Raw genomic sequence first — 20,634 nt, forward strand, 5'->3', positions numbered from 1 at the left:
CGTCATGATCGTCGCAGAACACCTCCACAAGCGATTCGATGACGGCGACGTCGCCGTCAAGGAAGCGCACTTCGACGTCGCACCCGGGGAGATCTTCGGGCTTCTTGGGTCGAACGGCGCGGGCAAGACCACGACCGTCCACATGATTCTCGGCCACGTCGAGCCCACCTCGGGCCGCGCCCTCGTGAACGGGATCGACGTCACGAAGGATCCCCTCGCGGCCAAGCGGCACGTCGGGTACGTGAGCGAGAACGTCCTGCTCTACGGCACGCTCACCGCCGAACAGAATTTCCGCTTCTTTGCGCGCATCTCCGGCGCCGACGTCCCAGCCGCGCGCGAGCGGGAGCTGCTCGCGAAGGTCGGCCTCGGCGGCGCAGCGAAGCGCCGCGTCGAGACGTTCTCGAAGGGCATGCGCCAGCGCCTCGGAATCGCGATTGCGGTTGCGAAGGATCCCGCCGCGATCGTGATGGACGAGCCGACGACGGGCCTCGATCCGGTCGGCGCGCGAGAGCTTTCGATGCTCATGGGCGAGCTTCGAAGCGCCGGCAAGGCCATCCTCCTCGTGACGCACGACATCTACCGGCTGAAGGAGCTCGCCGACCGGATCGCGGTGATGCGCGACGGCGAACTCCTTGCGCCGGTCGCGACGTCCGCGATCCGCGATCTCGAAGCGCTCTACCACGAAGCCATGGGCGCCCCTCTCGTGCGGGAGGTGGGACGCGTTGCCTAACCCGACGATCGAGATCGCGAAGAAGGAGTTTCTTGAGAACGTCTTGAGCATGCGGTTCCTGATCGCGCTCGGGTTGTCGCTCCTCATCCTGACGACGAGCGTGCTGGTCCTCGCGGCCAACCACCGCGACGACCAGGGTTCGTTCGCGACGAACCAGGCGAGCATGGAGCAGATGTCCGAAAACGACTTCGTGAAGGTGTCGCTGCAGATCAGCCGTGTCATCGCGAAGCCGAACCTCCTCAGCATCTTCACGGGGGGCCCCGGCGACGAGTTCCGCAAGTCGACGGACGCGATGCCGTTCCGGATGTCGTCGGCCGAGACGAGCGGCGGAAGCTCCTCGCCCACGAACAAGCGATTCGACCCCCTGGACCTCGGATTCGTCGCGGCCGTCGTCATGACGTTCATGGCCGTCGTGTTCTCGTACGACGCGGTGAGCGGCGAGCGCGAGCGCGGCACGCTCAAGCTCATGCTTGCGAATCCGGTGCCGAAGGACGCCGTCCTCTTCGGGAAGTACCTCGGCGGGATGGCGAGCATCCTGCTCCCGTTCGCGCTGAGCGTTGTCGTCGCGCTCGCCGCGCTTTCGCTGACGGGTGTCAGACTCAACGGCGACGAATGGGGTCGGCTCGGCCTCATTCTGCTCCTCTTCGTGCCTCTCGCGAGCGCGTTCTATCTCCTCGGGCTCCTCGTGTCGAGCCTCTCGCGCAAGTCCTCAACGAGCCTTCTCGCGCTCACGCTCGTGTGGCTCGTGCTCGTTTTCGGCGCGGGCAACGTCGCGGCCGTCGTTGCGAAGGAAACCGTTGCCACGGCCACCGAGGGCGACATGCAGCAGGCCTTTGCGGAGGTCAATGAGCGGGCGAATGCGAAGTCGTCGTCAATCGGCGACGAGCTCTTGGCGCTCTACGAGCTGCGCCAGGCGCAGAACGGCACGCTCTCGGCCGAGGACGAGGCGCGCCTCAAGGCCCTCGAAGCCGCGCAATCCGAAGTCTGGAAAAGCGCGGACGCCGAGCGCTCGGCCATCGTCGCGAACGCGCGCCGGAAGCTCGATAATCAGCTCGCGCGCGCGGAGACGATCGCTTCCGTGAGTCCGGCCGAGGCATTTCGAGGTCTGAGCACGGCGCTTGCCCGGTCAGACTATTGGACGTACAAGGACATGAGCGCCGCCGTCGAGGAATACCGCAAGGAGGTCGAAAAGGCGCGCGCGGAATGGCTCGCCGACAACCCGCCGCCAAAGGGCGTTGGCCCGGGCGGCGCTGTGGCGTACACCATCACGATCGGCGGGCCCGCCTTCTCCACCAACGGCCCCCGGTTCGATCCGCCGCTCTTCCGCTACGAAGCCCAGAGCGTCGAGGAGCAACTATCGAGCCCGTCGGGCGCACGCAACCTTGCGGTGCTCGTCGCCTACAACGTCCTCGCTTTCCTGGGCGCGTACGCGGCGTTCCTCCGCTACGACGTGCGGTGACCGCGGCTCTCCCCGCGGGGACACCCCCCGCGGGAATCTTTTTATATTGCACAAGGGAGCGTTCCAGGGTGGCTATCTCCCGCCGCCGCGGTCGGGGATGCACCGGGTCGACCTTCGCATGGCCTTGCGCTCGCGCTTCCTGCTCGTTGCCTTCGCCACGCTCTTCGCGACGGCCTCCGCCTCCGCCGCCGAGGAGGCGCCGGAACTCGTCCCGTCAACCGCGAATGTCACGTTTTTCTTTCTCCGCGTGCCCGCCATCACTCCGCTCGACGAGCGGTTCACGATCGCGCCCGGCGGGGAGCGACTCTTGACCGCCATCGTCGAGAATCCGCTCGACACCGAGCAGGCCGTGGTCCTCGAGCCGGTCGTCTACCGGGTCACGGGCAAGGGCGAAACCCTCGTGCCGGATCCGGACCGCGTGCGCGCAACGGCTTGGCCCACCGCCCTCACACTCGCCCCGCGGGAGCGGGTCCTCGTCCAGATCCACGTCTCGGTCTCGAAGGACCTCCCCGTGGGAGAAGCGATTTTCGCCGGCCTCATGAGCGGTCAACCCGGGGGCGCGTCGAGCTTCATGCAGGTGGTGAGCCACGGCGAGGTCGTCGCCCCCGCCGCGGGCGGCGCGGACGCCCACGATCCGCTCCTTGCCGCGCTCGTCGCAGGCGCAGGCCTCGCCGTCGCAGGCGGCGCCGTCATCGGAATTGCCGCGCGCCGCGACCCCGCGATTCTTACGCCCTTGCTCGCCCTCTACTCGCGGCTCAAGCGCGCGGACGTGCTCGACCAAAAGACGCGCGAGCGCGTCCATCGCCTCGTCGCCGAGCAGCCCGGCATCCGCTGGGCCGACCTGAAGCGCCTCTCCGGTCTCGGCACGGGCGCGCTCCTGCATCATCTCGCGCTGCTCGAACGCCACGAGTTCGTCTCCGGCCGCAGGGAAGGACGTCATCGCCGATACTACCCCGCGGGGGCGCGAATGCCCACGCCCGAGCCGTTTCCCCTCACGCCCAGCCAGGCGCGCGTCGTGGCCGCGCTCGCCGACGGGGGCCTGACGCAACGCGCGCTTGCCGACCGGCTTGGCATCACGCAGCAGGGCGCGAGCTACCACCTCAAGGCGCTTGAGCGGCGCGGTTACGTTGTCGTCGAACGCCGCGGCGTCGAGTGGACCTGGAGCGTGACGGAGGCCGGCGCGGCGAAAGGCTCGCCCGCGTGGGCCGAAGCCACGCGTCCGACGCCTCAAGGCGGTTGCCCGTAGCCGGCGCTCGCCGGGGCGGGCCCGGCGCAAACGCTATTCCCGCCGAGACGATTCGTCCGAGGATGACGCGGAGCGGGATGATCGAGGGCCGGGCCGACGACGCCGCCACCGAGGCCTATGCGACATCGAGCGGCGCGGCGCCCGCGCACTTCCGCCGCGCGCTCGGCGTCACGCTCTCCTCCATCGGGCTCGGGACCTACCTCGGGCGCGACACGGACGAGGACGACGCCCGCGTCGAGGCGGCCGTCGCCGCCGCCTACGAGCGCGGCGTGAACGTGTTCGACACGGCGATCAACTATCGGCTCATGCGCGCCGAGCGCAGCGTCGGCCGCGCGCTCGCGAAGCTTGCGAAACGCGATCCCTCCGCGCGGTCCCGCGTGTTCGTCGCCACGAAGGGCGGCTTCCTCGTGCACGACGGCGAGTCCGCCCTCCCGGCTCGGCGCTGGTACGAGGAGAATCTCATCCGGACCGGCGTCCTGAGGAGCGGAGACGTCGCGGCGGGCTGCCACGCGATGTCGCCTCGCTTCGTCGAGGCGATGCTCGAGCGCAGCCGCGCGAACCTCGGCCTCGCGACCCTCGACCTCTACTATCTCCACAATCCCGAGACGCAGCTCGAGGACACGCCCATCGACGTCGTCCACGACCGGCTGCGCGCCGCGTTCACCACGCTCGAGAAGGCCGTCGACGACGGCCGCGTGGCGCGGTACGGGGTCGCCACGTGGGCCGGGTTCCGCTCCCGCCGCGCCGAGCCGGGTCACCTGGAGGTCGAGACGCTCGTCGACCTCGCGACCGAGGCCCGCCGGGACGCGGGCGGCGGCGGCCGCCACCATTTCGCGGCCGTCCAGGCGCCGCTCAACCTCGCCATGCGCGAGTCCCTCGAGGCCGAGACGCAGACGGTCGACGGGAAGCCCGCGACCCTCCTTGACGCGTGCGCGCGGTTGGGGCTTACGGCATTCGCGAGCGCGAGCCTCGGCCAGGGTCGCTTCCTCCATCTTATCCCGAAGGACGTCGAGCTCGCCTTCCCCGAGGCCCGGACGCCCGCGCAGCGCGCCCTCCAGTTCACGCGCAGCGCGCCGGGGCTCGCGTGCGCCCTCGTGGGCGCGAAGGCCGCCGCTCACGTCGAGGACAATTTCGCGCTCGCGAAGGTCCCCCCCGCGGACGCGGACGTGGTGCGCCGGCTCCTGGTGCCCCGGGCCGAGGCGCGGTGATCAGAGGTTCGCGGTGTCCTGCCGCGCCGCGGCGAGGAGCTTCGCGCGCTCGCCGACCGGGACCGCCTTGAGGCCGCGCATGCGCTGCGGCGACTCCGGGTCGGCCGCGATGGCGCGCAGCCATTCGCCGATCTGGTCCTTCGAGGGCGCGGTCATGAAGCCGCGGCCGGCCTCGGTGATGAGCGGCTCGAGCGTCTCCACCACGACCTCCTCGTCGTGCCGGTCGTACACGAGGCCGTTCGCGAGGCTGTCCATGTGATACTGGCGGATCGCGTCCTGCGCCTCGCGGCGGTAGGCCACGCGCAGGGTCACGAGCGTCTCCGGCGTGATGGTGACGCCTTCGAGGCTCGCGAGGAGGCGGAACACCGTCGAGGCGATGTCCATGCTCATGCGCTGCAGACCCTCGCTCGCGCCGCCGCCGACAGACTGGTGCTTGTGGCTGTAGAGGCCGAGATCCACCTGGCAGATGCGCTTCATCGTCGCGTTGCGGTACACCTCGCCCATGACGCCGAGCTCGAGGCCCCAATCGGTGGGAATGCGGATGTTGCGGGCGAGGTCGCTCGTCATCGCCATCTCGCCCGAGAGCGGATAGCGGAACGACCGCATGTAGCGGAGGAGCGGAGAAGGTTTCGGGATGACCGTTTGGAGCGCGTCGAGGAACGGCCAGAGGAAGAGTCGCACGACGCGACCGAACATCCGCTCGCCCGTGAGCCGGGCGTAGTAGCCCTTCGCGAAGTAGAAGTCCATCTCGGGCACGACGATCGGAAGGAGGATGCGGTGCACGATCTTGGGATCGTAGTGCTCGATGTCGGCGTCGTGAAGCGCGATCGCGTAGTTGTCCTCGCTCGCGGCGCCGAGCCCGAGCCAGACGGCGAGACCCTTGCCGCTGTAGCCGCGCAGGTCGAAGCCGCGCTCGGCGAGGCGCTCCATGCCCTCGCGGACGGTCGGGCCTTCGCACCAGAGCACGGTGACGGGCGCCGGCAGGTCCTGGAAGAAGTCGCGGACGTTCTCGACCTCGTTCGAGTTCTCGCACGTGAGCGCGATCACGATCTCGTTCAGGAAGTCCGCCTTGCGGAGACCCTGACGGATCCCGAGGAGCGCCGGCCGCTCCATCTCGCTGTAGAGCATCGGCAGGAGGAGGGCCGCGGGGCGAGCGGCCACATGTTTGCGCACGAGCGCCCGGGCGTGGCCGCGACGCTCCGGTTGAAGGTCGTGCAGCGTCGCGGGGCCGTTCTGGTAGAAGTCCATGAGAATCGCTCCGGGCCGCGCGCTGAGCCTGCGCTGCCGGACCCCAGTCGCGCTCGGACTTCAAGTCGCTTTCGGCCACACCATCGACGCGGGGGGTCGCCGCGCGTCCGCGGAATCGGGGATCGCCGAAGGGCTCATGGCGGCGTCCGCGGTTGGCCGCGCATGCCCCGGCGATACTGGCTCGCGAAAACCGAGCCGGACGTGTATTCCATCGACGACCTCGCGAAGGCTCCCGAGGGCACGACGTTCTGGGACGGCGTGCGCAACCACCAGGCCCGGAACAACCTCCGCGCGATGGCCCCCGGAGACGGGCTCCTGATCTACCATTCGAACGCCAAGCCCTCCGCCATCGTCGGCGCGGCCGAGGTCGCGGAAGCCGCGACCCCGGACCCCACCCAGTTCGACCCGAAAAGCGATCATCACGATCCGAAGTCGAAGCGAGAGGACCCGACCTGGTGGGGCGTCCGGGTCAGGCTCGTCGAGCGCTTTCCGAGACCCGTGACGCTCGAGGACGCGAAGGCGTCGAAGGCGCTCTCCTCGATGGTCCTCGTGAAGAACAGCCGGTTGAGCGTGCAGCCCGTCTCGGCCGCCGAATGGCGCGCGGTGATCGCGATGGCTCGACGCGGGCCGTGATCACGGCGGCGAGACCTTGCGCCGGTCCTCGAGCGCGAAGAGCGCGAGGAGGAACTCGGCGTGGCTCCAGAGCAGAGGCGTCGCGAACCGGATGAGCGGGTCGTCCGTCGCGAGGACGTGCGACCGGATGCGCTCGTACTCGGCCCGCATGTGGTTCAGCTCCTCCACGATGCGGCTGAAACGGACGTCGGGCAGGAGGATCTCCTTCGCGAACTCCTTCTGGAAGTCGATGCCCGTCTGCCACTCGCGCTCCCAGAAGTCGAGAAACCGCTCGCGCGTCGAAAGGTGCTCCGGGAGCGCGCCCTCGTGCGTCGCGTAGGCGGCGATGTCGCGGAGCGTCCGCTCGGCCTTCTCGACGTCGCCGTGCCGCGCGAGATAACCCGCGTAGATGGCCGTGTACGCGAGCCAGGGGCCGTTACCGGCGTGGAGGTGCAGCTCGAGGTCCTCCGCGAACGGCAGATAGCGCTGCAGGAGCCCGAGGTCGGGATCCCAGAGGTCGTTCTCGATCTTGCGGGCGCTCGCCTCGAGGGCGCGCGCGTCGAGCTCGGGGAAGTTGAAGTAGTGCGGCGAGAGGAGCGTGATGTCGCTCCTCGTGTCGATGCGGCCCTGCGGCGTGATGCGGCGGACGAACCGGCCGTCCTGCACGAAGTGCCGGTGCATGTTCACGGCGTGCATTGCGCAGAAGGACTGCGCCCGCTCCCGGCGCGCGTCGTCGGGCCGGTACGCCTCGAGGACCCGCGCGAGCTGCTCGAATGCGCGGTGGTAGGCCATGTTGTTCCAGAGCGTGTACCCGGATTCGATCGGCGACTCGTGGACCGTCGTCGTGCTGTAGAACAGGTTGATGCCTTTGCGGTACACGCGGCGCGTCGAGTCGTCGAACGCGGCGACGAGCGCCTCGACCAGCTCCTTCCCTCGCTCGGGCTCCCGGCCCTGCCGCCTGCACTCGAGCAGGTAGAGCGCGATCACGCGCATCGCATGCGCGACGTTGTCCTCCTGGACGTAGATGGAACGGTCCCGGCCTTCGAGGTCGTACCGCTGCCCCCAGGTACCCTCCCGGCCCGCCTCGAGGAGGAAGAGCGCGCCCGATTCGAGGTGGCGGAAGGCATCCTCCGCGTGGAAGTCGCGCGCGATCATCTCGCGCAGGACGCGCGCGGTCCCGGCGAGGTCCCGCGGATAGACGTACGGGTATCGGGACCCCTCCGGCGTCGCGAGAAGCACCTCGCCGGCCCTGGATTTGCGGGCGCAGCGGCTCATCCAGCGGAAGTGCAGCTCGGGATCGAAGAGGTCGGCCGAAGCCATCGCCGAACCACGTGGCTCATCACCCATAACGCCTTCGCGTTGCCCGGCCGGCCTCGTCGGAGCGCGCGTCGCCCTCCCGTCATCCTTTTATGCGGAAGCCGGAATGCGACAGGCCATGGTGCGCGTCCTGGACCTCGGCGTCAGGCGCCTCACCGTCGCGGAGGCGTTACCCTACGCCCAGGGCGAGTCGCTGCGCCTCGCGCGCGCCGTCGCCGAGGTGGAGCCCGCCACGATCGCGCTCGACCTCTCGCTCGCCGATCTGCTCCGCGTCCGGGAGGCCCTCGCGGACAAGCACGCGCGCAACCGGGGCTTCGTGGACGAGGTCCTGCTCGAGGCGCGAAGGGAGCGCTTCCCCTGCGAGGAGGTCCACCCCTTCCTCGAGACGGTCCGCTACGCCCGAGCCCGTGACGTCACGGTCGTCCCGCTCCTCGAGGACGCGAAGGAGCCCGGCCCGTTCACGCGCCGGCGCCTTGCGGGCGAGATCCGGCATTTCCTCGAGGCCGCCGACGCCCAATCCAAGGATCCGCGCGAGTTCGCTCGCGCCTTCGACGACGCCCTCAGGGGCGTTCCCCGCTTCGCCTCCGACTCGGCGGCCGTCGAGGCCGACGCCGCCCGTCGGCTCGCGGACCTCCTGTTCAAGGCGCAATCGCCGCGTCTCGTCGCGGTCCTCTCGTACCCGCGCTCGGAGCGGCTTCTCGCGAAGCTCATGACGCTCCGCCCGAAGACGCTCAACGAGCCCGCCGTCGAGGAGGTCGCCGCGATCGATTCCCGCCCGCGCCGCTCGGAGGTTCCCCCATGAAATCCAAGTTCGCGCTCGTCGAGATCGCGAAGCTTCGCATCCACGAGGAGATCGAGGAGGATCGCGTGCGCGCGCTCGCGGAGGCCATCGCCCGCGACGGCCTTGTCGAGCGCGCGATCATCGCGGACCGCGCCACGCTCGTCGTCATCGACGGGCACCACCGCCACGCCGCCCTCACGCGCCTCGGTTGCCTGCGCGCGCCCGTCGTCCTCGTGGACTACATGGACCCCGCGATCGTCGTCGAGAACTGGCGCGCCGGCGAGCCCGCCCCGACGAAGGAGGAGGTCCTCGAGCGCGCCGCGCGCGGGAAGCCGTTTCCGCCGAAGACGACGCGGCACCCCGGTCTCTACGACCTTACCGAGGTCCGCGTTCCCCTCGCGGACCTGCGCTGACGGGCCTCCGGGACAACCCTTTTCACGGCCGACGCGCCATCCCCCGGCGTGTCTCCCATCGCGACGGCGCGCGCGAAGCTCGCGCGGCGGTATCCAGGCATGGCGTTCGACGCCGCCCTCGACGAGCGCCGCGTCGCCTACGGCGGCCTGCTCGACGACGAGGCGCTCGCGCTGCTCCTCCTCGACGAGGAGGGCCTGAACGAGGGCGCGCTCGTCACGCTCGCCGAGGCGCGCGGCCGCGCCGAGGCGACGGTGCGGGTCGAGGTCGTTCGCGCGCTTCCCGTCAAGGCGTTCGAGCGGGAAGGCGGGGTCGGCCGCGTCGCGAACGTCGTCGTGCGCGACGCGACGGGGGAGGCCTCGCTCGTCCTCTGGGACCGCGACGTCGAGAAGGTCGACGACGGCACGCTCGCGCCGGGCGCGATGGTCCGCGTCGTGAACGCGCGCGTGAAGGACGCGCGCTACGGGCTCGAGCTCGTGGTCGGCGCATGGACGGCCCTCGAAGTCGAGGGCGCGCCCGACCCCGCGAAGCGCAAGCTCCTCCTCGACGCCGCGGGCGCGGACCCGACGGCGCTCGGACCCGGACCCGCCCCCACGCCCGAACCCGCCGCGTCCGAGGAAACCCGTCGCGCCGACGGGAGCGTCGGCGCGACGGGTTTCCTCGGACGCGGCCGGCTCGTCGCGGTCGAACCCGCGCGTTCGTTCAAGCGCCGCGACGGCACCGTCGGGTTCGTCGCGAACGCCTCCCTCGAGGACGAGTCGGGGCGCGTCTCGCTCGTATGCTGGGACGAGGCCGCGAAGGCTGTCCGCGCGTTCGAGGCGGGCGCCTTCCTCGAGGCGACGGGACTTTCCGTGAAGGAGCGCGACGGGCGCGCCGAGCTGCACACCTCGCGCGCGACGGTTCTCAGACCTTACCGTCCGTGACTCGCCGCCTCGCCCCCTGAACGCGCGTGGGTCTCGCGCGCGCATCGCGCAAACACCGGTCCGCCCCGGACGCGGCCGGAGGGTCCCCGGCCCCGCCCGTCACCTTCTTTTCCCTTCCCGGCGTTCGCGCCGCGTGGCGGATCGCGTCTGGCATTGCGACTTCTGCGGGACGGCGATGCTCGACCGCCACTGCAAGCTCCGCTGCCTCGGGTGCGGGTACGTCCGCGACTGTTCCGACCCCTGACGCCGGGCGCGCACCTTATGTCCCATCGGCCCGGTGCGGGAACGATGCGCGCGGTCCTGATGGTCGTCCTCCTGCTGCCTCTCGTTGCCGGTTGCGCCACGGCCCAGTCGTCCGAGGAGCAGTTCCGCGTCGCGTGGCACGGCGACGGCTACGCGGTCACCTTCTCGTCGCAGGCGCCGCTCGCGGACCCGCGCGTCCGCTGGACCGGCGCGGGAAAATCGGGCGAGATCGGCGCGAAGCTCGAGGCCGGCGCCATCGACCCCATGTTCACCTACAGCGCGAAGCTGCCCCCGGAGGCCGAGCGTTACACGGTCGGCACGCGCTCGTTCGACCTCAAGACGCCGCCCGCAGCGAACGGGACCACGCGGGTCGTCTTCCTCGCGGACATGGGCATCGCCCCCGAAGCCGCGAAGATCGCGGAGGTCGTGCGGAACCTCGACCCGGACCTCGTGCTCCACGGCGGCGACCTCTCGTACGCGGAAGGGAACGTGCAGGAATGGAACGCGTGGTTCCGGCTCATCGAGCCCGTCGCGTCGCGCGCCGCATGGATGCCCGCGCTCGGGAACCACGAGCTCGTGTGCTTCAGCTTCGGCGTCGGGCCTTCGCCGCGCGAGTGCGCGAACGAGCCGCGGTTCGTGTGGCAGCGCTTCACCCTCCCGAACGAGCCGGCCTTCTATTACGCCTTCGACTGGGGCCCGATGCGCATCGTCTCGATCGACACCGAGGCCTACCACGACAAGGCGCATCCGGACGCGAAGACGGACGCGGCCGCGCAGAAGCGCTTCCTCGTCGACGCGCTCGCCGATCGCCCCGACTCGTGGAACGTCGTCTTCTTCCACCGCCCGGTCTACAGCTCGAGCGACGCGCACGGATCGGACCTCGTCGCGCGCGCCGACCTCGAGCCCGTCCTCGACCAGGGCGCCGACCTCGTGCTGCAGGGCCATGACCACATGTACGAGCGCACCTGGCCGCTCAAGGGCGGCGCGCCCTCCGTCGGGGCCGCGACGGCCCTCAAGGGGACAGGCGCGGTGTACGTCGTGAGCGGCGGCGCGGGGCGCAGCCTCTACGAGAAGTTCGTCGAGCCGGCGCCCGCCTGGAGCGCGTTCCGGAAGGCGGCGTACCACGTCACCGTGCTCGACGTCTCGCCGGACCGCATCGACGTGCGCGCCGTGGGGACCGACGGCGCGGTGTTCGACGCGTACCGTCTCGCGCGGGACGCCGGGGCCGCTGAGGCGGACGACGGCAGGGCCCTCCCCGGGAACGCGACGCCCGATGCCGGGCTTCTGGCCGTCGCCGTCGCCGGCCTCGCGGCTCTCGCGTTCGCTCGGCGGCGTCACCCGATGTAGGGCGTGGCGTCCGGGTCGAACCCTTTCACGATCTCGATCTCGGGACGCGCCGCCGGCGCCCACCCGAAGCTCGGATACACGAGCTTGCGGAAGAAGGCCGGCGCGCGCCCGCCCTCGGCCCCCGGGAGCATCGCGGACGCGATGAGCGTCGCCGGGTGGTCCTCGCCGAGGGCCTCGACCGAGAGCGTGTGCGCGAGCGGCCGCACGTCGTCCTCGCTGAACCAGCCGAGGGTGTGGAGGTATTCGTGGAGGAGGACGTGGAACGCGTATGCGTTGTGGTGGTCGGGCGCGTTCAACCTGACGTAGCCCAGAACGTCGCGATTGAGGACGATCGCGTTCGATCCGACCACGAAATAGCCGCCGAGGAAGCCTCCCGGCGACAGGCCGAGCGGGGCGAGGCCGAGCATGATGCCGGCGCGGGACCGGCCGAGGCGCGCCTCGACGAGGCGCTTCACGAGGCGGAACAGCTCCGTGTAGTCCCTTGCCCCGTCCACCTGCGCGGCGAGCGACGTCACGGACCGGACTGAGGGATGCCGGGCCTTCAAGCTTTGGCGTCGGTCCGGAGAGGAAACCGGGAGAACCGCGGGCCGCCGCCCATGGCGCAGGAGCGAGCGCGGCCGCGCCGGAAGGATGGACATCCGGGGACATGGACCGCCGCGAGGCGCGAAAGGGGCGAGCGCGTCGCGGAGGGCGGGGCGGCGCGGCCGGGCGCTCCGGAGACGGTTCCCGCGCGACCCCGCTAAGCGCTTTCGCCCAGGGTCCCGGGGGCCCTGGGCTCCTGGGGCCGGGGGAGCACGACGTCGAGGATGCCGTTCCTCAGCGTCGCGCGGGCCTTGGGCGCGAGGACGGCGTCGGGGAGCCGGACGGACGTGCCGGATGCGCCTCCGTCGAACGCGAGCTTGAGGTCGCGTCCCTCCACGCTCACCTCGAGCGGGAGGCTCTCGTCTCCGCTCACCTCGGCGGTGACCGTGATCTCCCCCGGGGAAAGCGTCACGTCGACGATGCGGATCTCCTGCCGCGCAGGCTCCGCGGGGCGCGTCGACTCCAGGAAGGTCCTGAGCGCGCTCGCGAAGGCTTCGTCGTGTTCCAACCTCAACCTCACCGCACGGAGAAGCGCATCCGCGTCAGCGGCCACCATGAGGGGAGCGTCTCTCCGCGGCGCTCATAAAGCATCGTCATCTCCCGATGGGCCGCCAGGGTCTTCGCGGCCCCGGGTCCGCGCGCCGCGGCGGGCCGAAGCGCCTCGGGTCCCTAGGGCGCTGGGCCGCCGGGGCCGGTCGACGGGCCGCCCGCGGAGGTGGTCTCGGGCGCCCCCATCTTGGAGGCGAGGTCGGTGCGGGACACGCTCAGGATGACGTTGTCGCCGACGGTATCCACGTGGGCCTTGTCGAGCGTGAGCGACGTGCCGCCGAAGAGCGGCGTCTTGAGGTTCAGCTCCTCCGCGACGTCGCGGTTCACGTCCACGACGATGCCCTCGATCGACCACTGGGCGTCGTCGATGAGGACGTCGCGCACCTGCCCCAGGCTGTCGCCGTGACGGTCGATGACCTTGCGTCCCCGAAGCTCCTCGATTGTCCAGTCTGTCATGCTCCGGACCCGCGCGCGCCGGGCGCTTGGGCCTTCTCGCCGCTTCGTCGAACGGGCGGTCGCGCAGGCGGGGCCCGAACGGGTGGCGCAGGCCGGTGCCCGATCCGACCTTCAGGATCCGCGTCGACCTGCGGATCATCGCAACGGCGGACCCGCTTCGCTCAGATCCCCAGGATCTCCCCGCCGATGATGACCTTCTGGATCTCGTTCGTGCCCTCGTAGATGCCGATGATCTTCGAGTCGCGCCAGTAGCGTTCGACGGGGTACTCGCCGCTGAAGCCGTTGCCGCCGTGGAGCTGCACGGCGCGCTCGGTGACGCGCGTGCAGGCTTCGCCCGCGTGGAGCTTCGCCAGCGACACCGCGAGGCGGTTGTCGAGGCCCTGGTCCTTCATCCACGCGGCCTTGTACACAAGGAGTCGCATCATCTCGACCTCGAGGGCCATGTAGGCGATGTGCTCCTTCACGAGCTGGAAGGATCCGATCTTCATGCCGAACGCCTCGCGGCTCTTCACGTAGGCGACGCTCGCGTCGAGCGCGGCCTGCGCGATGCCGACGGCGCCCGCGGCGACCGAGAGGCGACCGCCGTTCAGGATCTTGTTCGCCTGCTCCCACCCCGAGCCGGGCGCGCCGATCATGCGGTCCGCGGGAATCGAGCAGTCTTCGTACAGCATCTCGGCGGTGGGCGAGGCGCGCAGGCCGAGCTTGCGGTTGGACTCGATCGAGCCGACCTTGAAGCCGGGGTCGTCCTTGTGGACGATGAAGGTGCAGATGCCTTCGCGCTTCTTCTTGGGGTCCCAGTCGTTCGTGCGCGCGTAGACGACGTGGTAGTCGGCCTTGCCGCCGTCCGAGATCCACATCTTGTGGCCGTTGATGACCCAGCGGTCGCCGACCTTCCTGGCGGTCGTGCGCAGGCCCGCGGCGTCCGAGCCGCTTTGCGGCTCCGTGAGGGCCCACGCCCCGCGCTTCTCGCCGGTCGAGATCTTCGGGAGGTAGAACCTCTTCTGCGCCTCCGAGCCGAAGAGGAGGACGTTCATGCCGAAGAGCGAGGTGTTGACGGAGATGGTGGTGCGCAGGGACGAGCAGCCTTTCGCGAGCTCCTCCGTGAGCATCGCGTAGGTGACGGCGTCGAGACCGGCCCCGCCGTATTCCGCGGGAATCGGCGCGCCGAGGAGGCCGACGGCGCCGAGCTTCCTGAAGACAGCGTCCGGAACCTCGCCGTCCTCCTCCCACTTCTCGACGTGCGGCGCGATCTCCTTCGCGACGAATTCCTGGACCGTCTGGCGGAGAAGCCTCTGCTCCTCGGTGATCGCGAACTCCATGGGGACCGACTCAAGCCTTGAAAGGGCGACAAGGCATAAAACCCGGGTCTAGACCCGCGTCAAAACGCTCATCTCGGGTGAGCGCCTCGGGCCCCCGTGGTCGACACGAGCGCGCGCATCGTCCGCCCCGCGGAAGGGGGCTTCGAGACGCCGCTTTCGAAAGGCTCGTTCGTGGAAGCGGGCCCCGAACGACCGCTCGACGTTCCCGCGGGCGCCGCCGCCGTGCTCCTCGACGGGCTCCTCGGCGCCACGCCGCCCTTCGGCTTCCTCCTCGCGGGCGCGACGCCCGTCACCGAGTCGCCGACCGTTCCTTCGAAGCTCTTCGTCTACGAACCCGCGATTGGGGAGGGCGACCCGGGGCTCCGGCGGCTGTCGCTCCTTCCCACGACGGCCCTCGAGGGGAACGCCTTCGTGCCCCTGGCGGAGACCCGGCGGCTCGCCGCCGCGCTGCTGCGCGTCGCGCCGGGCCGCGGCGTCACCGCGGGCCACGAGTCGGAGCGCGCCTTCCTCGTCCTTCGCGGGTCCGGCGTCGCGTTCATGGAGGATGGGAACAACCTCGCCTACCAGCCGGGCGAGATCGTGCTCGTCCCGGCGGGCGACGCCGTGCGCCTCTGGGCCCGGGACCCCGACCCGCTCATCGCCGTCGTGTTCCAACCGCAAGCGGCTCCCGCGCCCAAGCGCACGCTTGCGGGCGAGGTCCAGCGCCTGCTCGGCGAGCGCGGTCGCGTCGAGTGAACGGCCACAAGACGTTAACCGCGCCCGGCCCCTGCCACCAACGCCATGCTCATGGAAACAAAGGGCCGCATCAAGCCCATGTTCTCCTGCATCGACGAGGCGCTCGACGAAGCCGTCAGGCTCCTCGGCGAGCGCTTCGGGGACGTGGACCAGCGCGCGGCCGTCGAGCTGACCGCGCTCCTCTACAGCACGAGGGATCGCGACCGGTTCATGGAACGCGACCACGCCCACGACGTGCCCTACAGCACCTAAGTTTAAGGCCGACCTCCCGGATGGGCGACGGTGGCGCGCATCGCCTGGACCCCGAGCCTCGTCGCGGGCGTCACCCTCGGCCTCGTGATCCCGTTCGTCGTGACAGGCTACGCGCTCGGCGTCGTCTGGAACGATTTCATTCTGGGTTACGTCGTCGCGGCGCTCGCCTACGGCGCGGCTTTGCTCTACGCGCGTTTCTACATCACCTCCCGCGTGGCTGCCGCGAAGCGCCGGAAGGCCGCCGAGGATTCAAGACCGCGCGGGCCGTAACGGGACGGGATGCCCGTCACGACGCGCTTTCCCGTGCGCTATCGCGAGGTCGACATGATGGGCCACGTCAACAACGCGGCCTACGTATCCTATCTCGAGGACGCGCGCGTCGCGTACGTCCGACGGCTCGGCGCCGCCGCGCAGCTCGATCCCTCCGCGTTCCCTTTCATCCTCGCCCGGGTCGAGGTCGACTACCGCGCGCCCCTCCACCTCGGCGACGAGGTCGAAATCGCGATCGAGGTCGCGCGCATCGGACGGTCGAGCTTCGATTTTGCGTATCGCATGACGCGCGCGCGGGAGCCTTCGCTCGTCGCCGAGGCGCGGACGGTGCAGGTCTGGTACGATTACGCGAAAGGGGCGAGCGCCGAGATTCCCCCGTGGTTCCGCGACGCGGTCGCGCGCGTCGCAGGCGAGCGGACCCCGTAGCCCGGGCGGCCGGCCATCGAGCCATCCGTCACAATCGGCATCCCGCTTCGATCCTCGAACGATCGAGCATGCGCGGCGCGACTGGGGCGACCGTCCTCGCGGTCCTCGCGGCGTCGCTCGCCGCCCCGGCCGCGGTCGCGGAAGCCCCGACCGCATGGATGCTCGTCGACGTCGACTTCCGCGGCGAGGCCACGATCCAGGTCTGGCTGGAGCACGACGTCGCGGCGGAGGTCGAGGTCTTCTGGACCGGCGGCTCGACCCGGCTTTCGCCCGTCCACGCCGCGCCCGCCGCCTTCGAGGGTCGCGTTCCGGGGTTCGTCCTCGGCCCCTCGTCGCGGCTCGTCGTGACGACGGCCCACGGCGCGTACGAGACGGGCATCCTCGGCGCCCCCGCGGGCGTGTACACGCACGTCGTCTTCGCGAAGGGCGCGCCGGATGCGCGCGTCGCGGCGCCCCCGGACGCGCCGCTCGCGCCGCGGCGGACCGCCGAGACGGCGGAGCCTCCGCCCGGAATCCTCCTTGCGGGGGGCGCGCTCATCGCGACCGCGTACGTCCTCGCGCTCGGATCCGCCCGCCGGCCGGAGAAGCGCGCGACCAAGCACGCGGCGCGCACGAACCGTGTCCTGGGCCGCCCCACGCTCGGCGCGGAGAACGAGGATCTCGCGCGCTACCTCGACACGACGTGGCCGAGCGCGGAGGCCGGTCGCGCGGCCGCCGAGGGCCTCGCGCCCCGCCACGCGGGCGACGTCCTCGACGCGTTGAGCGCGCGGGGCGGGATCGTCGCGGAGATCGTCGCGATCCGACCGAGCGCCATGGTGCTCAGGGTCGCCGGGGGTTGCGCCTACGCCTGCGGCTTCCTCGCGCGCGCGTTCGAGTCGCTCGCCACCGGTCCCGTCATCGTCGAGGAGGGTCCGTGCCAAGCGACGCCCGGGGCGCCCCGGGACCGTCCGCAGCCGGTGGTCGCGGGCCTCCATCGAAGGCGATGGAAGCCCTGCGAGATCGTGGTCCACGCGGACCTCATCGGCGCGCGGGGACCCCGGAAATAAGGGTTCTGGATCAAGCGTCGATCGATCTTCGAGCGCTAGCCGACACGCTCATGACCACTGGGCGTCCTCTTCAACCCCGGTGAATAGGTCGTGAAGAAGGGGAAGAAGATGCCCTCGATCGAGCTCGAGGGGCACTCCGAGGCGCGGTTCGTCCTCAAGGACGGGAAGATCATCCGCGTGGAGGAGCGCCCGGACATGAAGAGCTTCGGCGAGGCGCCGCGCGGGCCGGACCGACGTTAGACTGACTCCGGAAGGGTTCTTGCGGGGCCGCGGCGCTCCTCGTCGCGATGCCGCCCCGCATCCACCCGTCCGCCTACGTGCATCCGACCGCCGCGCTTCTCGGCGACGTGGACATCGCCGCGCGCGCGAGCGTCTGGCCGCACGCGAGCCTCCGCGCCGACATGGGGCCGATCCGGGTCGGCGAGGCGACGAGCATCCAGGATGGATGCGTTCTCCACACCGACCCGGGCGGGTCGGTCGAACTCGGACGCTACGTGACGGTGGGGCATCGCGCGGTCGTGCACGGAGCGACCGTCGGCGACGAGACCATCGTCGGCATGGGCGCCATCATCCTCGAAGGCGCGCGCGTGGGCCGGGGCTGCATCGTCGCTGCCGGGGCCGTCGTGAAGGAAGGATCCGAGATCCCGGACCACGCGCTCGTCGCGGGCGTCCCCGCGAGGGTCGTCCGCATCGACGAGGCGCTCGTCGCGCGGGCGCGTCCGAACGCCGAGCGGTACGTGGCGCTCGCGGAGCGCTACCGCAAGGGCGAGATTTCGTAACCCTCAAGGCCCGACGGGCGCGTGGACCCGCGTGCTCGTCCTCGACCTCGCGCGCATCTTCCTCGGAACGGCCATCCTCGCGTTCGGCTCGTTCACGGACCTCGCGTGGCGTCGGGCGCCGAACGCGCTCTGGATCGCGCTTGCGGCGGGCGGCGCCGTGCTTCTCGCCGCGGAGGTCGCGCTCGAGACAGAATCCGTGCTCGCGCGCTGGCACTATCTCGCGCTCGTGCCCGTGTTCATCGTGTTCATCTACGTGATGTACCAGCTCGGCCTCATCGCGGGCGGCGCGGACGCGAAGGCGCTCATGGCGCTTGCCATCCTCGCGCCCTTTCCCCTTGCGGTCGCGGAGGGGCTCCCCTTCGCCCCGAGCCCCATGCCGGGACCGCTCACCATCCTCGGAAACGCGCTCGTCGCCTTCGCGTTCGTTCCGCTCGCCTTCGCGGGCTGGAACCTCGCGCGCGGGGACATCCGGTTCCCCGCGCTCCTCCTTGGATACCGCGCGGACGTCGCGTCGCTCGGGCGCACGCACGTCTGGCCGATGGAGCGCGTCGAGGAAGGCAAGCTCCGGCTCGTCGTCTTCCCCTCGCGGGACGAGCGCGACATCGACGAGGAGAAGGCCGCGCTCGAGGCCGCGGGCGCGAAGCGCGTGTGGGTGACGCCGAAGCTCCCGTTCCTCGTGCCGCTTCTCGTGGGATTCGTCGCGGCCTGGGTCGCGGGCGACGCGCTCTTCGCCATCATCCGGGCGGTCGCCGGACGCTGATCAGGCGGCCCCGTCCGGCTCGTCGGCGCCGCCCCGGTCCTCCACCACGCGCGCCTTGACCTCGAGCTGCGTCTCGGCGGGGCTCGATCGGCTCCGGACCGCGACCCGCACCGCGGCCTCCGTGCCCTCGGGGGCGCCCGCGGGCGCCCGCACCATGAGGTAGAGGGTGCGCGTTTCGCCGGGGCCGATCTCGACCTCCGGCGTCGTCATGAACGCCGACCACCCTTCGGGGGCCGGACCCACCGAGCAGCTCGCGGTGTCGCGGTCGCGGCCGCGGTTCGCGAGCGTCACTGGGAACGAGGCGCCGCGGCCCGGGCGGACGGCTTTCTCGGGCTCGGGCGTCGCGGCGAGGATCGCGCCCGGTCGGCGCCGCAGCACGAGGGCCGCGCCCGTCGCGACGACGCCCAGGGCGAGGAGCACGCCCCCGATGGGCAGGAGGTCCGCGGGCAGGCCGAAGGCGGGCGCGGGCGATTCGACGATGGCGGTCGCTTCCGTGGAGAGGGGAGGAAGCGCGATGGGCGTGGCCGGGCCGCCCGGGAACGTGCACGAGCCCGTCGCGGAGACGACGATGCGCGCGCGCTCCTCGGGACGGGCGCCGTCCGGGGCCTTGACGGCCACCGTGAGGGAGGTGCGACCCCCCGACGGGACGGTGAGGTCCTGCCCGTCGATGCGCGCGGTCCAGCCGGAGGGCGCGGCGACGGAGACCTTGAGCCGCGCCTCGCCGCCCGGAAGCGGGGGCGACGGGGCCGCGTTCTCGAACACGACCGAGAGCGCCGCGTCGCCGCCGTTCCTCGGCACGTACACCGGGTCGGGCGTCGCGCTCACGGTGACGCGCGCGCAGTTGGGCGCCTGGGCCGCGGCATGGGGCGCGAGGATGGCCAGGAGCACGACGGCGAGGAGGACCGGCGAGGCCCGCATGATCCATGGCACTACGGCGTAGGCTTTTAAGGATTTGTCAATCCCCGGCGCGGCGCTCGACCCCGGGTTCCCAGGGGCGCTGCCCGACGGTGACGTCGAGCTCCCGCTCGGCGACGTCCCGCGGGTGCGCGCGCGAGGCGGCCCGCACCACGACCCTGCCCTTCGCGCCCATGCGCGTGCCCGGGGGCGGGCGCACCGACACCCAGAACCGGATCTCCTCCTTGCCTTCGAGCTCGACCTCGGGCACCGCGACGAACGCCGTCCATCCGGCGCTCGCCTCGGCCGACACGAGGGCCGTCACGGGCTCGCCGCGCCGGTTCTCGATCGCGACCGAGACCCTCCCCCCGTCGGCGGGCGTGACCTCGAAGGCGGAGCGTTCGGGCGTGAGCACGAGCCGGCTCTCGCGGCTTCGCGCAACGGCGACGACGGAGACGGCCCCCACGACGACGACGGCGAGGGAGGCGAGCGCGCCCCATGGAAGGGGGGAGGGCGCGAGCCCCGCTTCGAGCGTGAGCGTCGAGGAGGCGCTCGTCTGGATGGCGGAGACGCCCTCGACCTGGCACGCGAAGGCGGCCGTGACGACGATGCGACCGTCGGCGTTGCCCGCGCCGCGCGCGGGCGCGGTCACGGTCAGATGGTCGAGGATCTCGTCGCCGGGCCCGAGGCTCACGGGGTTCGTCTCGAGCTGGAAGGTCCACCCGGGGGGACCCGTGACGTTCAGGCGGGCGACGGCGCGCGCCACCGGGGCCTCGTTCGGGTTCTCGATCACGAGCGGGATCGTAACCGAGGCGCCTGGATCGACGAGGCCCGGGAGGCCTTCCGGCGCGACGAGCGTTGGGCGCATGCAGCCGGTGGAGGCCTGGGCATCGGCGACGACCGCGACCGCGAGGATCGCGAGGACGAGGCCAAGGACCGCCGGCGCGCGCATGGAGGGCGATTCCGCCCCGGCGTCAGAAACCTTTCGAATGCGCGCTCTTTCGGGGATCCTGGGGAGCGGTTAAATCCTCAGGGCTCCGT

The 20,634-nt window shown here is 71.1% G+C and carries 25 protein-coding genes; 17 read left to right on the plus strand and 8 right to left on the minus strand.

Features of this window, described 5'->3' with window-relative positions; all coding sequences use genetic code 11:
• The first annotated feature begins 4 nt into the window (after positions 1–4).
• The 4 genes from VM889_11725 to VM889_11740 all read left to right on the plus strand — a co-directional run bounded on the left by VM889_11725 (position 5) and on the right by VM889_11740 (position 4,643).
• Positions 5–730: an ABC transporter ATP-binding protein gene (locus VM889_11725; GenBank protein ID HVL49218.1), complete on the plus strand. Its 726-nt coding sequence runs from the start codon at positions 5–7 to the stop codon at positions 728–730.
• Positions 723–2,189, plus strand: coding sequence for an ABC transporter permease subunit (locus tag VM889_11730; GenBank protein HVL49219.1), 1,467 nt, complete (start codon positions 723–725; stop codon positions 2,187–2,189). The genes VM889_11725 and VM889_11730 overlap by 8 nt, the downstream gene beginning before the upstream one ends.
• 118 nt (positions 2,190–2,307) lie before the next feature.
• Entirely contained in the window at positions 2,308–3,435 is a 1,128-nt protein-coding gene (locus tag VM889_11735; protein HVL49220.1) for a MarR family transcriptional regulator, read from the plus strand.
• Between the two features lie 62 nt (positions 3,436–3,497).
• A complete protein-coding gene (locus VM889_11740; protein ID HVL49221.1) occupies positions 3,498–4,643 on the plus strand; it encodes an aldo/keto reductase in 1,146 nt (381 codons plus the stop codon).
• Here the strand turns inward: VM889_11740 and VM889_11745 are convergent, their stop codons facing one another.
• Positions 4,644–5,891 carry a glucosyl-3-phosphoglycerate synthase gene (locus VM889_11745; GenBank protein HVL49222.1) on the minus strand — a complete coding sequence of 416 codons (1,248 nt, stop codon included), beginning with the start codon at positions 5,889–5,891 and terminating at the stop codon, positions 4,644–4,646.
• A 162-nt stretch (positions 5,892–6,053) separates the two neighbouring features.
• Here VM889_11745 and VM889_11750 point away from each other — a divergent pair, with 162 nt between their 5' ends.
• On the plus strand, positions 6,054–6,524 hold the full coding sequence (locus tag VM889_11750; GenBank protein HVL49223.1) for an EVE domain-containing protein: 471 nt from the start codon (positions 6,054–6,056) through the stop codon (positions 6,522–6,524).
• On the opposite strand, the gene VM889_11755 is transcribed toward VM889_11750, so the two are convergent.
• The gene (locus tag VM889_11755; protein ID HVL49224.1) at positions 6,525–7,823 is read right to left on the minus strand and encodes a hypothetical protein; all 1,299 of its coding nucleotides are present in this window, start codon (positions 7,821–7,823) and stop codon (positions 6,525–6,527) included.
• Between the two features lie 115 nt (positions 7,824–7,938).
• On the opposite strand from VM889_11755, the gene VM889_11760 reads away from it, so the two are divergent.
• The 4 genes from VM889_11760 (at position 7,939) to VM889_11775 (ending at position 11,525) form a co-directional block, all read left to right on the plus strand.
• Positions 7,939–8,622: a hypothetical protein gene (locus VM889_11760; protein ID HVL49225.1), complete on the plus strand. Its 684-nt coding sequence runs from the start codon at positions 7,939–7,941 to the stop codon at positions 8,620–8,622.
• Positions 8,619–9,014 carry a ParB N-terminal domain-containing protein gene (locus tag VM889_11765; protein HVL49226.1) on the plus strand — a complete coding sequence of 132 codons (396 nt, stop codon included), beginning with the start codon at positions 8,619–8,621 and terminating at the stop codon, positions 9,012–9,014. Before VM889_11760 ends, VM889_11765 begins: the two co-directional genes overlap by 4 nt.
• A gap of 48 nt (positions 9,015–9,062) precedes the next feature.
• Positions 9,063–9,935 carry a hypothetical protein gene (locus VM889_11770; protein ID HVL49227.1) on the plus strand — a complete coding sequence of 291 codons (873 nt, stop codon included), beginning with the start codon at positions 9,063–9,065 and terminating at the stop codon, positions 9,933–9,935.
• Positions 9,936–10,223: 288 nt separating this feature from the next.
• Positions 10,224–11,525 (plus strand): purple acid phosphatase, encoded by a 1,302-nt coding sequence (locus tag VM889_11775; GenBank protein ID HVL49228.1) that lies wholly within the window; start codon positions 10,224–10,226, stop codon positions 11,523–11,525.
• Here the strand turns inward: VM889_11775 and VM889_11780 are convergent.
• The 4 genes from VM889_11780 to VM889_11795 form a co-directional block, all read right to left on the minus strand.
• Positions 11,513–12,040 (minus strand): hypothetical protein, encoded by a 528-nt coding sequence (locus tag VM889_11780; protein HVL49229.1) that lies wholly within the window; start codon positions 12,038–12,040, stop codon positions 11,513–11,515. The genes VM889_11775 and VM889_11780 overlap by 13 nt on opposite strands.
• 224 nt (positions 12,041–12,264) lie before the next feature.
• Positions 12,265–12,615 carry an Hsp20/alpha crystallin family protein gene (locus tag VM889_11785; GenBank protein ID HVL49230.1) on the minus strand — a complete coding sequence of 117 codons (351 nt, stop codon included), beginning with the start codon at positions 12,613–12,615 and terminating at the stop codon, positions 12,265–12,267.
• A 161-nt stretch (positions 12,616–12,776) separates the two neighbouring features.
• The gene (locus VM889_11790; GenBank protein HVL49231.1) at positions 12,777–13,112 is read right to left on the minus strand and encodes a PRC-barrel domain-containing protein; all 336 of its coding nucleotides are present in this window, start codon (positions 13,110–13,112) and stop codon (positions 12,777–12,779) included.
• 161 nt (positions 13,113–13,273) lie between these two features.
• Positions 13,274–14,431, minus strand: coding sequence for an acyl-CoA dehydrogenase family protein (locus VM889_11795; GenBank protein HVL49232.1), 1,158 nt, complete (start codon positions 14,429–14,431; stop codon positions 13,274–13,276).
• Positions 14,432–14,527: 96 nt separating this feature from the next.
• On the opposite strand from VM889_11795, the gene VM889_11800 reads away from it, so the two are divergent.
• From VM889_11800 to VM889_11835, 8 genes are all read left to right on the plus strand, one after another.
• Positions 14,528–15,166: a cupin domain-containing protein gene (locus VM889_11800; protein HVL49233.1), complete on the plus strand. Its 639-nt coding sequence runs from the start codon at positions 14,528–14,530 to the stop codon at positions 15,164–15,166.
• A 45-nt stretch (positions 15,167–15,211) separates the two neighbouring features.
• A complete protein-coding gene (locus tag VM889_11805) occupies positions 15,212–15,418 on the plus strand; it encodes a hypothetical protein (protein HVL49234.1) in 207 nt (68 codons plus the stop codon).
• 30 nt (positions 15,419–15,448) lie between these two features.
• Entirely contained in the window at positions 15,449–15,688 is a 240-nt protein-coding gene (locus tag VM889_11810; GenBank protein HVL49235.1) for a hypothetical protein, read from the plus strand.
• Positions 15,689–15,697: 9 nt separating this feature from the next.
• On the plus strand, positions 15,698–16,114 hold the full coding sequence (locus VM889_11815) for a thioesterase family protein (GenBank protein HVL49236.1): 417 nt from the start codon (positions 15,698–15,700) through the stop codon (positions 16,112–16,114).
• Positions 16,115–16,182: 68 nt separating this feature from the next.
• On the plus strand, positions 16,183–17,160 hold the full coding sequence (locus VM889_11820) for a hypothetical protein (protein ID HVL49237.1): 978 nt from the start codon (positions 16,183–16,185) through the stop codon (positions 17,158–17,160).
• Between the two features lie 90 nt (positions 17,161–17,250).
• Positions 17,251–17,400 carry a hypothetical protein gene (locus tag VM889_11825; protein ID HVL49238.1) on the plus strand — a complete coding sequence of 50 codons (150 nt, stop codon included), beginning with the start codon at positions 17,251–17,253 and terminating at the stop codon, positions 17,398–17,400.
• A gap of 47 nt (positions 17,401–17,447) precedes the next feature.
• Positions 17,448–17,939: a gamma carbonic anhydrase family protein gene (locus VM889_11830; GenBank protein HVL49239.1), complete on the plus strand. Its 492-nt coding sequence runs from the start codon at positions 17,448–17,450 to the stop codon at positions 17,937–17,939.
• A gap of 31 nt (positions 17,940–17,970) precedes the next feature.
• Positions 17,971–18,699: an A24 family peptidase C-terminal domain-containing protein gene (locus VM889_11835; protein HVL49240.1), complete on the plus strand. Its 729-nt coding sequence runs from the start codon at positions 17,971–17,973 to the stop codon at positions 18,697–18,699.
• Here VM889_11835 and VM889_11840 read toward each other — a convergent pair whose 3' ends face one another.
• Both VM889_11840 and VM889_11845 read right to left on the minus strand, forming a co-directional pair.
• Entirely contained in the window at positions 18,700–19,617 is a 918-nt protein-coding gene (locus tag VM889_11840) for a hypothetical protein (GenBank protein HVL49241.1), read from the minus strand.
• 37 nt (positions 19,618–19,654) lie between these two features.
• Positions 19,655–20,545 carry a hypothetical protein gene (locus VM889_11845; GenBank protein HVL49242.1) on the minus strand — a complete coding sequence of 297 codons (891 nt, stop codon included), beginning with the start codon at positions 20,543–20,545 and terminating at the stop codon, positions 19,655–19,657.
• Positions 20,546–20,634: the final 89 nt, after the last annotated feature.

The sequence above is a fragment of the Candidatus Thermoplasmatota archaeon genome, assembly GCA_035540375.1.
Classification (GTDB): Archaea; Thermoplasmatota; SW-10-69-26; order JACQPN01; family JAJPHT01; genus DATLGO01.